This window comes from Chloroflexota bacterium, from assembly GCA_016219275.1.
Lineage (GTDB): Bacteria > Chloroflexota > Anaerolineae > UBA4142 > UBA4142 > JACRBM01.
Map to the genome: position 1 here is coordinate 41,263 of JACRBM010000016.1, position 15,566 is coordinate 56,828.

Below are 15,566 nucleotides of genomic sequence, written 5' to 3' on the forward strand. Positions count from 1 at the left end.
GTTGCGATGTTGCGCCGTTTCCTTCAAGCGTATTTCGCGTTCACCGCGCGCATCGGCGTGAGCGCCGACGATAGCGAGGAATTACGCCTCCAAAAATCGCTGATGACGAGCGTCAGCCCCGCGATCATCTTGGCGGGAACTGTCTGGAGCATGATGTACTTTGCATTCGGTGAACCGATCGCCGGAATTATTCCAGGGAGTTATGCCGCCTTGTCCGTCCTGAGCATTTTCGTTTTTGCGCGGCGACGCGATTATGCGCGTTTTCGTTTCACGCAATTGTTGCTGATTTTGCTCCTGCCGTTTCTGCTCCAGATCGCGCTGGGTGGGTTTATCAATTCGAGCGCGGTGATCCTGTGGTCGTTGATTTGCCCGATTGGTGCGCTCATTTTCGCGGGACCGCGGCAAGCCGTACGTTGGTTTGCGCTTTATCTGTTGCTGGTCGTGATCAGCGGTTTTCTCCAGACGTACCTGCGGACGACGAACAATCTCTCGTCATCCCTGGTCATTACTTTCTTCGTGTTGAATGTGGGCGCGATTTCCGCGATTGTGTTCGCGCTGTTAATTTTCTTCATCAACCAAAAAGATATCGCCTACAAACTTTTAGGCGCGGAACGGGAGAAATCAGAGAATCTCCTGCTCAACATCCTGCCCAAGGAGATTGCGGAGATTCTGAAAAACCAGGGTGGGACGATTGCCGATCATTACGACCAGGTTAGTATCTTGTTTGCCGACTTGGTCAACTTCACACCCCTCGCCGCCGAATTGTCGCCGCGGGACATGGTTGGATTGCTCAATCAGGTTTTTTCCCACTTTGATTCGCTCGTTGACCAATGCGGCGTGGAAAAGATCGAAACGGTGGGCGATGAGTACATGGCAGCGTGCGGCGTACCGCGACCGAACGCCCAGCATGCCCAATCCGTCGCGCGGTTGGCGCTCGAGATGGGCGCGTACATGGCAAGCATTCCACCGCGCTTTGGAAGGCGCTTGGAGATTCGCATCGGGATTCATTCGGGTCCGATTGTCGCGGGTGTGATTGGGCGCAAGAAATTCGCGTTTGAATTGTTCGGCGACACGGTAAACACGGCAAATCGAATGCAGTCGCATGGCGTTCCTGGGAAGATTCAAATCACGCGCGCGACGTACGAACTCCTCAAGGATGAATTCATTTGTGAGCCGCGCGGCAAGGTGATGATCAAGGGAAAGGGCGAGATGGAGACCTGGTTTCTGGTGGACACCAAGCCCGGTGTGGTTGAACTGAAATAGGATGAGAAAAAAATGACAGCAACCCTGGATGATCTCTTGAAAATTGACGGCGTCACTGTTGCATTTGAATTCACCCCCGATGGAAAATGTACGGATTACAAGGCGAAGAAGAATGTGTCGCCGGAGATGGCGGCGATGATCGCTCGGTTTTGCGCGTTGGTCACGATGACATTCGAGACGCTGGCGCAATCATTCACCGCGCTCAGCGAGGACAATTGGATACCCGAGCATGGATGGATGTATTCGGGAGGCGATTACACGGTCGTTCTGGGCAAGGGCGGCTATTGGGGTGTGTTTGTCGAAACGGCGAAAGCGAACTGGGAAGAATTACTCCCGCTCATGTCCGCTCAATCGGTTGCCTAGTCTTACCTGTGGTACCATCGTCGCACAGGCACGGGATTGTGCGACAGGCGATACAATCATCACTTTCCAAAGGAGGAACCGAAGAACGAGGATGAAAACATTGACCTTGTTTCTGACGACGACGCCGTATGCGTACGAGAACACGCACACGGCAATCGAACTCGCGCGCGCCGCGCTTGACCAGGGTTACGCGGTCAACCTGTTCGCCTCGGCGGATGGCGTGCACAATTTTTCGCGCGACCAAAATCCAAAAGGTCTGCCGCACGCCGGCAAGGAATTCGCCGAACTCATGGCGCGCGGCTTGCATGTCGAATTGTGCGGGACGTGTCTGAACTTTCGCGGCATTGGCGCAGACGATTTTTTGCCTGGTGCGGAACCGAGTTCGATGAAACGATTGTTTGGCTTGATGAAATCGAGCGATGTGTTCATTACGCTGGGGGGTTGAGAAATGACGACAAAGAATTCACTGGCGATTTTGATTCGCCGTCCGCCGTACGGTCAGATTCACGCGGCGGAGGCAATCCGACATATGGGCGGCGCGCTCGGCGATGGCATTCAAACGAATGTGCTCTTGGTAGACGATGGTGTGTACCTTGCGCGCGGCGGGCAGGATGCGGGTAACACGGGGATCACTTCGCTCGCCGAGCCACTGACGAAAGGCATCGCGAAAGGTACGCGCGTGTACATGCATGTTCCATCCGCCCAAGCACGCGGATTGTTGAATGATCCGCAGGTATTACCAGGGGTGGATTGCATTGACGATGACGGTCTCGCGCGTCTTGTGTTGGCGAGTGAAATAGTCATGGTGTATTGAAGTTGGATGTTAGAGATTAGAGATTGGAGGTTAGAGCCAACGATGGATACTGTGTTGATGCTTGTTAACAGCGCACCATCCAGCGTGAACGCCCAACGCGCTTGGCAGTTGACGCGCACGTTCCACGAACAAGGACAAGCCGTGTCGCTATTTCTTGCGCAAGATGGCGTTCTCGCGGCGCTCCAGGGCGAAACCGCATTGCGCGAACTGCCACACGAAATTGCCTGCTATGCGTTGAGCGAGGACTTGTACCTGCGCGGATTCACGCCGCGCCAAGTGCGCGAGCAGATTCAGGTTGTGGAGTACGCGCGACTGGTGGATTTGTTCGATCAGCACACGCGTGTGATCGGCGCGCTGTGAGTTGTGAGCACTGATAAAACTTGACTCGCCGAAGCCGGCGAGATTCCAAGAAGGAGAAGCCGATGAGTGGCAAAACGATTTTGATTTTGGGCGGCGGTGTGGGCGGCTTGGTCGCAGCAAACGAGTTGCGGCAACGATTGCCCCGCCAGCATCGCATCGTGCTCGTGGAGAAAAACGCGCAGCACGCGTTCGCGCCGTCTTTTTTGTGGTTGATGACGGGCGACCGTCAGCCCGCGCAAATCACGCGCGAGGTGCGGCAACTCGTGCGCCCTGGTGTCGAAGTCGTGATCGACGCGGCGCGCGCGATTGACTTGGCGAGTCAGCGTGTTGAGACGAGCACACAAACACTGAACTACGATTACCTCATCGTCGCGCTTGGCGCGGAACTCGCGCCTGAAGCCATCCCTGGCTTGGATACGGCACACACGTATTACACAATCGAGGGCGCGACAAAATTGCGCAATGCGTTGCAGCAATTCGATGGTGGAACCATCGCGGTGGTCGTGAGCGCACTGCCCTACAAATGTCCCGGCGCGCCGCACGAAGGCGCGATGCTCATCGCCGATTCGTTTCGGCGGCGCGGCATCCGCGACAAGGTCGCGGTGCATCTCTTCACTCCCGAGCCACAACCGATGCCCGTCGCGGGTCCCGCGCTCGGCGATGCCGTTCGCCAAATGCTCGATTCTCAAGGAATCGTCTTTCATGCCTTGCGCAAACTAACCTCTGTCAATCCTCAAACGCGCGAATTGTTTTTCGAAAACCAAGCGTCGTTCAAATACGATATGCTCGTCGCGATTCCTCCGCATCGCGGTCCGCGCTTGGCGCGCGAGGCGGGTCTGGCGAACGAAGCCGGTTGGATTCCAGTTGATCGCGCGACGCTGGCGACGAAATACGAAAATGTTTTCGCGTTGGGCGATGTCACGGCGATCTCCATCCCTGGTCGTTGGAAACCCGATGTGCCATTGATGTTGCCGAAGGCAGGCGTGTTCGCGCACGCACAGGCAGAAGTTGTCGCGCGGCGCATCGCAGCGGAGGTCGCGGGCGCGCGTGCTCAGGATTCGTTCTACGGGCATGGCTATTGCATGTTGGAGGCGGGCGAAAGCATCGCGGGGTTTGCGTTTGGCAATTTTTTCGGTGAACCATCTCCGCAGGTCGAACTGCGCCGATTGGGCAAAGCGTGGCACTGGGGCAAGATTCTGTTCGAGCAGTGGTGGCTCACGCCCTATGGCGCCCAACGCGTGTTGTTGGGCTGGACACTGGATTTGGCTAGCAAGACCCTTGGGATTCCAGGGATCGTGTGAATGTCTTGTGTCTTCTGTTCAAAAACATCAGACTTGCCAAGTCCGTGAGACCTGAGTCTCGGCAAGTTTCTTCCCTTACACACGCCACCCGCAGCTTGACACGCACAACGTCGCAATGACAGACCGGCGCGACTTTGACAAAGCCCTCACATTCATCTCAGGTGTCTTGCGTGAACAGTAAAGCTATGTTATCATTTGAAAAAATCGAGCACTTCATTGCCGCCCCCGGGAATCGGAATGCACAGATGAGGAAGGGCGCATTCAATGCTCAAGCGATGGCTGAAACGGACTGCCGATGAACAAACCGTTTTTCTCTTTTTGCTGAGTTATCGTTGGCTCAGTCTCCTGCCGCCTTTATTGGCGCTTGGGTTGGCAACCGAGACGGATCCGAATATCCACTGGGTCTTTCTCGCCGCGTTCGTGGACAATTTCTTCCTCACCGTTTTTTATCCGCGCGTCAATCGCCTCGTCACTCATTTTCCAATCGTCTTTGGTATAGACCTGGTCATTGTCGCGGTATTCATCGCGCTGACCGGCAACGTGTCCAGTCTGTACTACCTGTACGCGCTCAGTCCACTCCTTGCCGCCGCGTTCTTCTTCCAGATGCGCGGCGCATTGTTGACCGCTTCGGCGCTGACGATTTTTTACGGTCTGACCGCGCTCCCTAACTTTTCACCGGCAGACCTCCTGCGCGTCCTGACGCAGATTATCAGTTTCTATCTTATCGCGATGCTCTTTGGGTACGCGTCCATCCTGATGAATCATATCCGCGAGGATCGCGCGTTGTTGGCGCGCAATAACGCGATCCTCGAACGCACCAATCGCGAACTCGAATCTATTCACAACCTGGCGTTGATGATGCAGTCCTCCGCCGTAGATGTCGCCGATGTGCAAGAGATCGTTCTGACGACGATTACGAACGCGATGGGTTTTGAACGCGCGACCTTGGCGCTCGTTGACCCCGAACGGAATACGCTGATCGGCTGGCTGATGCATCGCCGGGATGAAGGCGCGCAAACACCCGCAGGATTATTTCACACTACGGAAATTCCTCTCGATCACGATGCCGGCGTTCTCGCACGAGTCACGGTCGAACGCAAGCCCGCCTACGTTGCCGATGGGCTACCGCCGACGAATGATCCAGCCATGAATCAACGGTTGGGGTTTAAACAGTACGCGATCTTGCCGTTGTACATGCGCGATCATCCGGTCGGCGTCCTGGTGGTGGATAATCCAGGAAGCGGCGCGCCGATCAGTCCGGAAAGTATTCGCTCGCTCGAATCGGTCGCGGAACACGCGGCAATTGCGCTCGGCTCGACCAAGTTGTGTATCGAGCGCGCGCAACGACTCGCGGTGGAAGAAGAACGCAATCGCATCGCGATGGAGATTCACGACACGGCTTCGCAGTCGTTGTTCGGGATCGTCTACACGCTTGACGGTTGTATCAAATTATTGCCCGCGCAATCTGCCCAGGTGCAAACGGAACTGGTCGCGCTGCGTGATGTCGCCGCGCGGACGCTCAGTGACTTACGGCGTTCCCTTTTCAATATCTGGGACGGCGCGTTAAGCGAGATGGATTTCAATACCGAGATCATGGCGTATCTGCAAAAACTCGGACCACCCAAGTCGCTCGCCGTCCAAGTCGAGGTCAAGGGTACGTTCAATCTGCTCGCGGCGAGCGTCCGCAAAAATGTTTTGCGCATCGCGCAAGAAGGATTGGCAAACGTCGTCAAACATTCTGGCGCAACCCGCGCCGTCGTGACGCTCGACTTGCAGAGTCAACCGCCGCATCTTGTGGTGGAAGATAATGGATGCGGCTTTGAAGCGCATGAAACTGGAACGTCCCACACCGGCTTTGGCTTGACGAGCATGCGCGAACGCGCGCACGCCATCGGCGGCGATGTGCAAATTCAAAGCCACGCCCAAACCGGCACGCGGATCGAGGTGCAGTTGCATAATTGCGTCCCCCTCGCGCCAGAGAAAGAACCCAATGCGAATCCTACTTGCGGATGATCACCAGGTCGTACGTCGCGGACTGCAAATGGTGCTCAGTCTCGAAAAAGATTTCGAAATTGTCGGCGAAGCCAGTACGGGGGGCGAAGCCGTCACGCGCGCCAAAGAACTCGCGCCCGATTTGATTCTGATGGATTTGAAAATGCCGGGCTTGAGCGGAAGCGCGGCGGCGCGTAAAATCAAGAGTGCGCTGCCGCACACGCGCGTGCTCATCTTGACCGGCGTTGAAAACGAAGCGGAGATCATCCAAGCGATGGATGCCGGCGCGGATGGGTATATCCTGAAAGACGTCAGCCCGGAGGAATTGACCCGGGCGATTCGCGCGATTGGCGCGGGAGAAACATATCTACAACCGGATTTGACCAAGCGGATGATCCAACGAATGCGGGACGCGCGCGCGCGCCCACAGCCCCCCAAACAATTCGCGCTGACCTCGCGCGAATGTGAAATTCTGCAAGCGATGGCATCCAGCGCGACGTATCGCGAAATCGCGACCCAGTTATCTATCAGCGAAGAAACCGTCAAGACTCATGCGAAAAATATCTTGGCGAAACTGGAGCAACCGAATCGCACGCAAGCGGTGATGGTTGCCTTACGCGAAGGACTGATCGCGCTGAACTGAACCAAGAAACTCGATCAACTCGAAATCCCCCCGCAGGGTGAGACATCTCACCCTGCGGGGGGATGTATTTTTGTCGCGGCTAGCTTAGAATTCGAGCGTCACAGTACGCCCCAGGAAAAGGAGGAGACATGGCGACGATTCTCGAAGCGGATCGCGTGCTCGATTGTAAAGGGATGCTCTGCCCGATGCCGATCGTCAAAATTAGCAAAGAGGTCAAAGCTGCGCAAATCGGTCAAGTCATCAAAATGATCGCGACAGATAAAGGCGCGCCCGCGGATATGCAAGCCTGGTCGCGTCAAACCGGCAATGAACTGCTCGACTCGCACGAAGAGAACGGCACGTTCATTTTTTTTATTCGGCGAACCAAATAGTCAGTTGTCGAGTAGTCCAATCGTCGAATCGGCAGTGAGTTTTTCGACTACGCGACTACATGACTATCTGACTAGCTGACGAAAGCAGGAGGATTACCATGTCCAAGTCTGATCCAAACGCACCGCGCCGCTTGGCGCTGATTGCGAGCCGCGGAACGCTCGATTATGCGTACCCACCTTTTATTCTCGCCACGGCTGCCGGCGCGATGGGCTGGGAGGTCGGCGTCTTTTTCACGTTCTATGGCTTGCCGCTCCTCTTGAAAGACATTGGCGCGGCGGTGTCTCCGTTGGGCAACCCAGCCATGCCGATGAAAATGCCGTTCGGTCCGGAAGGATTTCAAAATATCAGTTGGCCCATTCCAACCGCAATGATGTCCGTCCCTGGTTTCAATGCGCTCGCTACGACCCTGATGAAACAAACCTTCAAGAACAAGGGCGTTGCCTCCATTCCCGAACTGCGCGCGATGGCGATTGAGTTGGATGTGAAATTGATCGCTTGCCAGATGACCATGGATGTTTTCGGTTTCAAAAAGGAAGACTTTGTTCCGGAATCGAGCATCGGCGGCGCGGCGACGTTTCTCGAATACGCGGCAGACGCGGATGTGCAACTCTTTGTATGATGGTACGCCGGTAGACCAGCATACAGGTATACAGGTAAACCAGGATACCGTCGCACGATTGGATACATATCTACATGTTTACTTGTTTACTTCCATTGGAGACCCATGAGCGACGACACAAAAAAAATTCTCTACGTTCAGACACACGGATGCGATGACCCCGCACGCGCCGCGACGCCGTTCTATCTCGCGTCCACCGCCGCCGCGATGGACATCGAAGTGGGCATTTACTTTACGATGAAAGGTCCCACGCTCTTGAAAAAAGGCGTGCCGGAAACCTTGCAGATTCCGCGCGCGGCGGGCGGCGGCGCGCGTTTGCGCCATTTCATTGACCAAGCCGTTGACCTCGGCGTGAAACTCTACGTCTGTCAACCCAGTCTCGATCTGCACGGGTACGTCGTCGAAGACCTGATCGAAGGTGTGCAAATGATCGGCGGCGCGGCGTTCAACGATATGGCGCTCGAAGCGGACGCGGTGATCGCGTTCTGATTTCGGAAATTGGAAGTTGGAAATTGGAAACTAGAAATGTCGTTTCCAATCTCTAACTTCCAACCTCCAATTTCCAACCCGGAGGACTTGTGGCTTATCGCGATAATTCCAAATACGCCGACGTTCCGCAAGAAACGAAACAACAACTTTTCGATCAAGTGAAAGCGGACGAGCGCTATAACGATTATCTCTACGGATGCTACGAATGCGGCATCTGTGTTTCCGCGTGTCCGAGCGCGCGCTTTTACGATTACAGCCCGCGCGTCATCGCGCAAACAATGGCGCGCGAAGACATTGATCGCTTTTACGAAATCCTCGCGGACGACATTTGGAATTGCGCGCAATGTTTTTCATGCGTCCGTTGCCCGCGCCAAAATAATCCGGGTGGTCTCGTCACGCTCATCCGCGAAGTCGCCGTCCGCAACGGTTTGAAAGAAACGCGCGAAGTGTTGCAGGGTTATAGCCGCGTCATTTACAAGGTGATGCTCAAAGGCAACCAGGTCTCGCCCGATATGTTGCGCCCAGACTTTTTTCCGGATTGGGGACCCTGGGTCAAACAGTTCAGCGACAATATGCGCGAGTGGCGTCTGGCGATTCCAACGGAAACGATGCGCGGCGTGACCGACGCGGCGTGGAAGACGGATGCCAAGACCTTGCGCGAACTCTATTACATCTGGTATTCGACCGGCAATCTCGATCTTATCAAAGAAGTTGACCCTGGCTTGCACGACCTCATCGCCGAAGTCGTCGAAGAAGAATTGGCGGAGACCGAGTGGATGGAGTAAATGGAAGTTGGATGTTGGAAATTAGCAGTTGGAAATTGGGGGATAGATGTTGGACGGCGTGGAAACGACGTTTCCAATTTCCAATCTCCAACATCTAACCTCCAACTTCCAGCACCGATAGGAGCAAGCAATGAAAACCGCAACCGTAGACCTGGATCAAATCAAGGCGCGCAAAGCGCAAATCTTTCCACGCGATCCCAATGATGCCCCGACTCACGACATGCGCGAGGAATTGTTCGAACTCGAGCACAAGGGTGAGATCATCGTCCAGCGCGTGCCCGAACCCTACGTCGAGGTGCTGACCAAGTTCGGGCGCACGAAAAAAATTCCGATTCAGAAAACCTGGCATCACAAATCGTGCGGACAATGCGGTCACATCCCCGGTTATTCGACCTCGATCTTTTGGCTGCATCGTCAACTCGGATTAGATTTCATTGACCCTACCGATCAAACCTCCTGCACGGGTTGGAACTATTACGCGTCCGCCACTTCGAACGCGGTCGCGCAAGCCGCGGTGATGATGCGCAACTTTGCCGCCGCGTACGAAACCGGTTATTTTCCCACGATTCATTGCGGCACGTCGTTCGGTCATTACAAGGAAGCGCGCGAGCAACTCGTCAAGCATCAGGATTTGCGCGACGGTGTGCGCCGCGTCCTCGACAAAATCGGCAAGCCGCTCGTCATCCCCGAAGAAATCGTCCACTATAGCGAGTGGATGCACGCATTGCGAAACGAATTTGCAAAACGCCAGGTCTTTGATCTAAGCAACATAACCGCGTGTGTGCATCCGGCGTGCCACTATCACAAAATCGTTCCCGAAGACGCGATTTATGATTGGGAAATTTTCGGTGGACAGCGTACCGCGACCGTGACCGGACTCATCCAGGCGCTCGGCGCGACGCCAGCGGATTACTCGACCTGGTTCGATTGTTGCGGGTTCGGTTTTCGCCACGTCCTGGTGCAGCGCGATTTTACCCGCTCGTTCGCGGTTCAGCGTAAGATCGAAGTGATGATCATGGAGGCGAATCCGGATGTCGTCATTACGCACGACACCGGTTGCGTGACGACGCTCGACAAGAGTCAGTTTTCCGGCAAGGCGCACAATTTCAAAGTCGGCGTACCGGTCTTGTCCGACGCGCAACTCGCCGCGCTCGCGATGGGCGCGCATCCGTTTCGCGTTCTGCAACTGCATTGGCACTCGGCGGATTGGCGTCCCTTGCTCGACAAGATTGGTTTGGATTGGAAACCGTACTGGCAAGAGTTCGAAGACGACCTCGCGAAAATTCGGCGCGGCGAAAAAGAAGGCGTGACCTGGGCAGATTCCGATACGCCGATTCGTCAACGCGAAAATGTACCGACGACAGTGTGAAATGATTTCCTTTGATTCCCTCATTTCCCTTTGAAAGGAAATGAGGGAAGTCAGAGAACTCGGTTGAACTTGCGGAGAAGGAGACGACATGGCAAACAATCGCGTGTTGATTATCGGCGGCGGACCGGCGGGGCTGGAAGCCGCGCACAATGTAGCCGACCTGGGATTGACGGCGGTGCTCGTCGAGAAACGCGAGCGTCTCGGCGGCACGCCGATTAGCGCGCAGTACGCCGCGCTCACGCACGGTTTTCGCGATGCGGAAGAAGCGTTCGACGAGATGATCGCGCGCATCACTCAGCACACCCATGTTGAAATGCATTTGAATTCACGCGTGGTCGGCGTGGAAGGCAAAGCCGGCGATTTTCGCGTCAGGGTCGAGAACCATCATGGCGCGCACACGATGGATGTCGGCGCGATCATCGTCGCGACCGGGTTCGATCATTTCGATCCGGCGCGCGAGACGCAAATTTACAATTACTATGAGTACCCCGATGTAATCACCATCGCCGATCTCGAACCGATGCTGAAAGCCAAACAGGTCGTGCGCCGTTCGAACGGCGCGTTGCCGGAACGCGTCTGCTTTATTCAATGCGTCGGCTCGCGCGACCGGCAGATCGGCAACGAGTACTGCTCCAAAGTGTGTTGCGGCATCGCGTCCAAACAGGCGATTGAGATCAAGCAACTCGTTCCATCGTGCAAGGTGTTTATCTTTTACATTGACATGCGGATGTACGGTTATTGGGAAAACGAAATCTATTGGCCCGCACAGGAAAAATACAAAGTGAATTACATCAAAGGCATCGTCACCGAAGTGATTCAAAAGGGCGACAAACTTTTGGTGCGCGGTGAAGACACGACGATGGGTCGTCCGATGGAAGTGACGATGGATTTGGTTGTCCTCTCCGTTGGCATGGAACCGAGCAAGGGCACAAAGGAAGTCGCCCAAGTCCTGGGTTTGAAGCAGAACAAGTTCGGGTTTATTGATGTGCCGCACGAGTCGCTCGATCCGACCGCGACTTCGATTCCCGGAATTTTTGTCGCCGGCGCGGCGGCGGGTCCGAAAGATTTGGATGACACGATTTCGATGGCGGGTCTCGCGTCGTTGCGCGCCATAACCGCCGCGCGAAAATCACACAGCAATTAAGGTGAAGGAATGCCTGCCGTCGTCGAACCAGAACTGCGCGAATATCTTCAAGACGCGCTTGAGACAATCGAGTGGAGCGAACTGCAACCGATCGTTCAGGAACTAGGCGAGAAAAGCCAACGCGCTCAACTTTTTCTGCGCGCGCCAGAACGTGTCGAATCGCTTGCGGCTCAAGATATCGAATCGCTGTTGAGGATGATTTCAGTCACGCGCCGCCATCGCGATCAAGTATGGAATGTCGCGGATAACGGCGCATTCAAAAACGCATTGACATCACTTTTGCACGGACACGAGCAAGACCTGGGTGTACGCATCAATCAATTTCTGGCGGAGACCCAGGCGATCAACCAAGGCAAAGGTGTTGAACTTGCCGGCGAACTATTGCACTTGTCTTTTCCCGAACGCTATTGGCTGTGGAGCCGCTGGATGTACAGTCCTGAATCGCGCACCGGCGTTTTGCCTCTGCTCCTCGACGGCGACAAGGAACTACACGGCGACTCGCCCGGTCAAATGTATCTGCGCGTGGGGCGCGCCATCGTGATGGTCACCGAAGTCGAAGATGCCAAGTGGCTTTTTCGCGGCGGCTTGTCCACGACTTTGCAAGATCGCCCGTTCGCGATTGATACTTTTCTCGCGACGACATACGCGGCATATTTGTACGGCGTCACCGCCTGGCGGCTCACGCGCGAGTTCCACAAAGTTCTGCCGCCGTTGCCGCGTTTGGTGCGCCGGATGCTGGGACTAAAAATCAGTCCACAGTCGCCAGTCGCCAGTCAACAGTAATGAATTTACTGGCGACTGTTGACTGACGACTGGCGACCCTCCTCAAGGAGAACGAAATGCCTCAAAGCGTAAAAGCCACTCCTATCGAAAAAGAAAATATCGTCGTTGACGGAGTAGATATTTCCGGGCAGTGGAATCGGATGTTTGAACAGCGCGTGATTTTTCAGTACACGCCGGAAAACATCGAAGAGATTGCCGCACTGGATGGCGGCGAGTCGCTGGCGTACTGCTATCAATGCGCGAAATGCATCGGCGTTTGTCCGGTGGACATCGTCGGCGATTACGGACCGCGCAAAATTTATCGCAAGGCGCAAACGGGCACGGTGCTCGTTGACTCGCCGGACTTGTGGCTCTGCACGACGTGCCAAAATTGTGTGCGCGTGTGTCCCAAACAAGTGGATATGATCAAGATCATGCCCGCCGTGCGCGAAGTCGCGGTGAACAAGGGCACGGTGCCGCCGGAATTGCAAAAGGCATTCGAGAACACCGGGCGCTATGGCAATCCGCTCGGCGAGAATCCGCGCAAGCGCGCTGATTGGACAAAAGACGCCGGCGTGCCGGTCGCGATTATGGCGCAAGCCAAGCGCGCGGTGGACGTGTTGTGGTACGTCAGCACCTATACCTCGTATCATCAACGCGGCAAGGACGCGGCGCGCGCGATGGCACGCGTGTTCACCGCGCTCGGTGTGGACTTTGGAATTCTCGGCGCGGAAGAAAAAGACGACGGCGATTCGCAGCGGCTCGCGGGTGAAAAGGGTTTGTTCGAAATGCTCGCGGAACAAAACATCGCGACGTTCGCCAAGTACGCATTCAACAAACTCGTCGTCACGGGTCCGCACGAATTCAACGCATTCAAGAATTTATACCCGCAGTACAACGGCAATTACGACGTGTCGCATTACACGCAATTCCTCGCGCCGAGGGCGGATAAACTCAAACCCTTGTTCAAGAAATCGCTGAACAAAAAAGTAACGTTCCACGATCCGTGCTACCTGGGTCGGCATAACGGCGAGTACGACGCGCCGCGCGATTTGTTGCGCGCGATTCCCGGCGTCGAACTCATCGAGATGCCGCGCAATCGCGCGAACGGTTATTGTTGCGGCGGCGGCGGCGGCGGCATGTGGCTCGATTCGTTCACGCGCGATCACACGACGATGCGTCTCTCGGACCGCCGCGTCATCGAAGCCGTCGAAACCGGCGCGGACATTCTCGCGGTCTGCTGTCCATTCGAGGTGTCGCGATTCGAGGATGCGGTGAAGGCGACGGGCAACGAGGGCAAACTGATCGTGCGCGACATTATCGAGTTGGTAGACGAAGCGATGCGTGGGTAAATTCGAAATTCGAAATTCGAAATTCACGTTCTATCGTCCGAATTACGAATTACGAATTTAGAATTCCGAATCCGGAGGTCTTGTGAATATCATAGTGTGTATCCGCCAAGTTCCCGACCTGATCGAAGAACTCGAACTGAACGACGATAGTACCGGGTTGAATCGCGAGTATTTGAAACTGGGTGTCAACGAGTTTGACGATTGGGCGCTCGAACAAGCGTTGCTGTTGAAAGAACAACACGGCGGCACGGTGACGTGTCTCGCGCTCGATACGCCGGACGTGGACAACACGCTGTTCACTTGCTACGCCAAGGGCGCGGACAAGGCGATTAAAATCGAAGGCGACTTTGCGAACGGCGCGACGAGCCACCAAGCCGCGAAACTTTTTGCCGATGCGATCAAGCCGCTGCCGCACGATTTGATTCTGACCGGCGTGCAATCGGTCGAAGACCTGGATGGGCAGGTCGGCGTTTTGCTCGCGACGTATCTCGGCGTCCCGCACGTCAGCGTCATCACCGGCGTTCAAGTGAATAGCAGGGTCGCAGTCGTGCGCAAAGAATACGCGGGTGGGCTACTCGCGGAATTTGAAGTGGACTTGCCGGCGGTGCTCGGCATTCAAGCCGCCAAGCAAGCGCCGCGTTACGCGCCGATCTCCAAAGTGCGCGCAATGATGAAGGAAAAGAAAATTGAGACGAGCATTTCCCGCGATGGCACAGTAGACGCCGGCATCGCGATTCGCCGGCTGTTCAAACCGGAAAATGGTAAACACGCGGAGATGATCGAGGGCGACGCGGACGCGGTGGCGGCGCGGGTTGTCGAAATTCTGAAAGAGCGTGGATTGGTCAAGTAAAGCGAATGGCGAATCGCGGATTGCGAATTGCGTACTTCGGTTCGCAATTCGCGCCACGGAGAACTCACAATGTCAAACGACGTTTTCGTCGTCGTCGAACACTTGAAAGGCAAAATCGGCGACATTACTTTTGAGATGCTGGGCAAGGCGCGCGAGATCGCGGACGCGCTTGGCGGCAAACTCAATGCGGTGCTCATCGGCGATGCGCTGCTCGCCGCGCAACTCGGTAAAGCCGACGCGGTGCTGCACATCGGCGAACCGATGCTCGCGAATTTCACGCCGATCGCGCACAAGAACGCGCTTGCGGAATTGATTCGCGCGCGCGCGCCGCGCGTCGTAATGATCGCGAACACCTCGATGGGGATGGACCTCGCCGCGAGCGTGTCGGTATCGCTCGACCTCCCGCTCGTCGCGTATTGCAAGAACGTGCGCGTCGAGGATGGAAAAATCATTGCGACCGCGCAACTGTACGGCGGCAAACTGCTCGCGGACGCCGAAGCGACGGGCGACCAGGTGATCGTTTCGATTCTCGCCGGCTCATTCAGCGCGGACGCGGGACGCGGCGCGGGCGCGCCCGTCGTCGAACAAGTTTCTGTGACGACGAACGATGGCGGCGTGCGCTTCAAGCAACTCATCGAACCCGAAGCGGCGGACGTGGACATTACCAAGCAAGAGATTCTCGTCAGCGTTGGGCGCGGCATTCAGAACGCGGACAATCTTCCGTTGGTCGAAGAACTCGCCGCGGCATTGGGCGGCGCGTTGTCCGCATCGCGACCGATTGTGGACAATGGCTGGTTGCCGAAATCGCGTCAGGTCGGCAAATCGGGACAGACCGTCAAACCGAAAATGTATTTCATGGTCGGCATCAGCGGCGCGCCGGAACATCTCGAAGGAATGCGCGACGCCGGTCTCATCATCGCGATCAACACCGATGCCAACGCGCCGATTTTCGACGTCGCGCATTACGGCATCACTGCCGATTTGTTCGATGTCGTGCCGGCATTGACGGAGAAGATCAAGTCGCAGTGAACAGTGTTCAGTGTTCAGTATTCAGTGAGCAAAGGATCGCGTAAACTGAATACCGAACA

At 55.8% G+C, this 15,566-nt stretch carries 18 protein-coding genes; all 18 read left to right on the plus strand.

The features are described 5' to 3' along the window. The first annotated feature begins 6 nt into the window (after nucleotides 1-6). The 18 genes from HY868_02685 to HY868_02770 all read left to right on the plus strand — a co-directional run bounded on the left by HY868_02685 (nucleotide 7) and on the right by HY868_02770 (nucleotide 15,507). Nucleotides 7-1,263, plus strand: coding sequence for an adenylate/guanylate cyclase domain-containing protein (locus tag HY868_02685; protein MBI5301016.1), 1,257 nt, complete (start codon nucleotides 7-9; stop codon nucleotides 1,261-1,263). Between the two features lie 12 nt (nucleotides 1,264-1,275). Beyond that, nucleotides 1,276-1,626, plus strand: a complete 351-nt coding sequence (locus HY868_02690) for a DUF2173 family protein (GenBank protein ID MBI5301017.1) — start codon at nucleotides 1,276-1,278, stop codon at nucleotides 1,624-1,626. 91 nt (nucleotides 1,627-1,717) lie between these two features. Continuing rightward, on the plus strand, nucleotides 1,718-2,071 hold the full coding sequence (locus HY868_02695) for a DsrE family protein (GenBank protein ID MBI5301018.1): 354 nt from the start codon (nucleotides 1,718-1,720) through the stop codon (nucleotides 2,069-2,071). Nucleotides 2,072-2,074: 3 nt separating this feature from the next. After that, a complete protein-coding gene (locus tag HY868_02700; GenBank protein ID MBI5301019.1) occupies nucleotides 2,075-2,440 on the plus strand; it encodes a DsrE family protein in 366 nt (121 codons plus the stop codon). 42 nt (nucleotides 2,441-2,482) lie between these two features. Continuing rightward, nucleotides 2,483-2,800, plus strand: a complete 318-nt coding sequence (gene dsrH / locus HY868_02705) for a sulfurtransferase complex subunit TusB (GenBank protein MBI5301020.1) — start codon at nucleotides 2,483-2,485, stop codon at nucleotides 2,798-2,800. A gap of 62 nt (nucleotides 2,801-2,862) precedes the next feature. Beyond that, complete coding sequence (locus HY868_02710; protein MBI5301021.1) at nucleotides 2,863-4,101, plus strand: NAD(P)/FAD-dependent oxidoreductase; 1,239 nt, start codon at nucleotides 2,863-2,865, stop codon at nucleotides 4,099-4,101. A 264-nt stretch (nucleotides 4,102-4,365) separates the two neighbouring features. After that, entirely contained in the window at nucleotides 4,366-6,114 is a 1,749-nt protein-coding gene (locus HY868_02715; protein MBI5301022.1) for a GAF domain-containing protein, read from the plus strand. Continuing rightward, nucleotides 6,092-6,736, plus strand: a complete 645-nt coding sequence (locus HY868_02720) for a response regulator transcription factor (protein MBI5301023.1) — start codon at nucleotides 6,092-6,094, stop codon at nucleotides 6,734-6,736. The genes HY868_02715 and HY868_02720 overlap by 23 nt, the downstream gene beginning before the upstream one ends. Before the next feature lie 128 nt (nucleotides 6,737-6,864). Continuing rightward, complete coding sequence (locus tag HY868_02725; GenBank protein MBI5301024.1) at nucleotides 6,865-7,107, plus strand: sulfurtransferase TusA family protein; 243 nt, start codon at nucleotides 6,865-6,867, stop codon at nucleotides 7,105-7,107. 98 nt (nucleotides 7,108-7,205) lie between these two features. Continuing rightward, nucleotides 7,206-7,727, plus strand: coding sequence for a DsrE/DsrF/DrsH-like family protein (locus HY868_02730; GenBank protein ID MBI5301025.1), 522 nt, complete (start codon nucleotides 7,206-7,208; stop codon nucleotides 7,725-7,727). 105 nt (nucleotides 7,728-7,832) lie between these two features. After that, entirely contained in the window at nucleotides 7,833-8,216 is a 384-nt protein-coding gene (locus tag HY868_02735) for a DsrE/DsrF/DrsH-like family protein (protein MBI5301026.1), read from the plus strand. 89 nt (nucleotides 8,217-8,305) lie between these two features. After that, the gene (locus tag HY868_02740; GenBank protein MBI5301027.1) at nucleotides 8,306-9,001 is read left to right on the plus strand and encodes a 4Fe-4S dicluster domain-containing protein; all 696 of its coding nucleotides are present in this window, start codon (nucleotides 8,306-8,308) and stop codon (nucleotides 8,999-9,001) included. A gap of 130 nt (nucleotides 9,002-9,131) precedes the next feature. Beyond that, nucleotides 9,132-10,370, plus strand: a complete 1,239-nt coding sequence (locus tag HY868_02745) for a heterodisulfide reductase subunit B (GenBank protein MBI5301028.1) — start codon at nucleotides 9,132-9,134, stop codon at nucleotides 10,368-10,370. A gap of 88 nt (nucleotides 10,371-10,458) precedes the next feature. Further along, nucleotides 10,459-11,514 carry a CoB--CoM heterodisulfide reductase iron-sulfur subunit A family protein gene (locus HY868_02750; protein MBI5301029.1) on the plus strand — a complete coding sequence of 352 codons (1,056 nt, stop codon included), beginning with the start codon at nucleotides 10,459-10,461 and terminating at the stop codon, nucleotides 11,512-11,514. Nucleotides 11,515-11,523: 9 nt separating this feature from the next. After that, complete coding sequence (locus HY868_02755; protein MBI5301030.1) at nucleotides 11,524-12,297, plus strand: hypothetical protein; 774 nt, start codon at nucleotides 11,524-11,526, stop codon at nucleotides 12,295-12,297. 56 nt (nucleotides 12,298-12,353) lie between these two features. Continuing rightward, on the plus strand, nucleotides 12,354-13,628 hold the full coding sequence (locus HY868_02760; GenBank protein MBI5301031.1) for a (Fe-S)-binding protein: 1,275 nt from the start codon (nucleotides 12,354-12,356) through the stop codon (nucleotides 13,626-13,628). Nucleotides 13,629-13,710: 82 nt separating this feature from the next. Further along, nucleotides 13,711-14,478 (plus strand): electron transfer flavoprotein subunit beta/FixA family protein, encoded by a 768-nt coding sequence (locus tag HY868_02765; protein ID MBI5301032.1) that lies wholly within the window; start codon nucleotides 13,711-13,713, stop codon nucleotides 14,476-14,478. A 69-nt stretch (nucleotides 14,479-14,547) separates the two neighbouring features. After that, entirely contained in the window at nucleotides 14,548-15,507 is a 960-nt protein-coding gene (locus tag HY868_02770; GenBank protein MBI5301033.1) for an electron transfer flavoprotein subunit alpha/FixB family protein, read from the plus strand. Nucleotides 15,508-15,566: the final 59 nt, after the last annotated feature.

Bases quoted from the DNA above. Each gene is read 5' to 3' on its own strand.
- HY868_02685 (MBI5301016.1), top strand. From the start codon at position 7: ATGTTGCGCCGTTTCCTTCAAGCGTATTTCGCGTTCACCGCGCGCATC.
- HY868_02690 (MBI5301017.1), top strand. From the start codon at position 1,276: ATGACAGCAACCCTGGATGATCTCTTGAAAATTGACGGCGTCACTGTT.
- HY868_02695 (MBI5301018.1), top strand. From the start codon at position 1,718: ATGAAAACATTGACCTTGTTTCTGACGACGACGCCGTATGCGTACGAG.
- HY868_02700 (MBI5301019.1), top strand. From the start codon at position 2,075: ATGACGACAAAGAATTCACTGGCGATTTTGATTCGCCGTCCGCCGTAC.
- dsrH (MBI5301020.1), top strand. From the start codon at position 2,483: ATGGATACTGTGTTGATGCTTGTTAACAGCGCACCATCCAGCGTGAAC.
- HY868_02710 (MBI5301021.1), top strand. From the start codon at position 2,863: ATGAGTGGCAAAACGATTTTGATTTTGGGCGGCGGTGTGGGCGGCTTG.
- HY868_02715 (MBI5301022.1), top strand. From the start codon at position 4,366: ATGCTCAAGCGATGGCTGAAACGGACTGCCGATGAACAAACCGTTTTT.
- HY868_02720 (MBI5301023.1), top strand. From the start codon at position 6,092: ATGCGAATCCTACTTGCGGATGATCACCAGGTCGTACGTCGCGGACTG.
- HY868_02725 (MBI5301024.1), top strand. From the start codon at position 6,865: ATGGCGACGATTCTCGAAGCGGATCGCGTGCTCGATTGTAAAGGGATG.
- HY868_02730 (MBI5301025.1), top strand. From the start codon at position 7,206: ATGTCCAAGTCTGATCCAAACGCACCGCGCCGCTTGGCGCTGATTGCG.
- HY868_02735 (MBI5301026.1), top strand. From the start codon at position 7,833: ATGAGCGACGACACAAAAAAAATTCTCTACGTTCAGACACACGGATGC.
- HY868_02745 (MBI5301028.1), top strand. From the start codon at position 9,132: ATGAAAACCGCAACCGTAGACCTGGATCAAATCAAGGCGCGCAAAGCG.
- HY868_02750 (MBI5301029.1), top strand. From the start codon at position 10,459: ATGGCAAACAATCGCGTGTTGATTATCGGCGGCGGACCGGCGGGGCTG.
- HY868_02755 (MBI5301030.1), top strand. From the start codon at position 11,524: ATGCCTGCCGTCGTCGAACCAGAACTGCGCGAATATCTTCAAGACGCG.
- HY868_02760 (MBI5301031.1), top strand. From the start codon at position 12,354: ATGCCTCAAAGCGTAAAAGCCACTCCTATCGAAAAAGAAAATATCGTC.
- HY868_02770 (MBI5301033.1), top strand. From the start codon at position 14,548: ATGTCAAACGACGTTTTCGTCGTCGTCGAACACTTGAAAGGCAAAATC.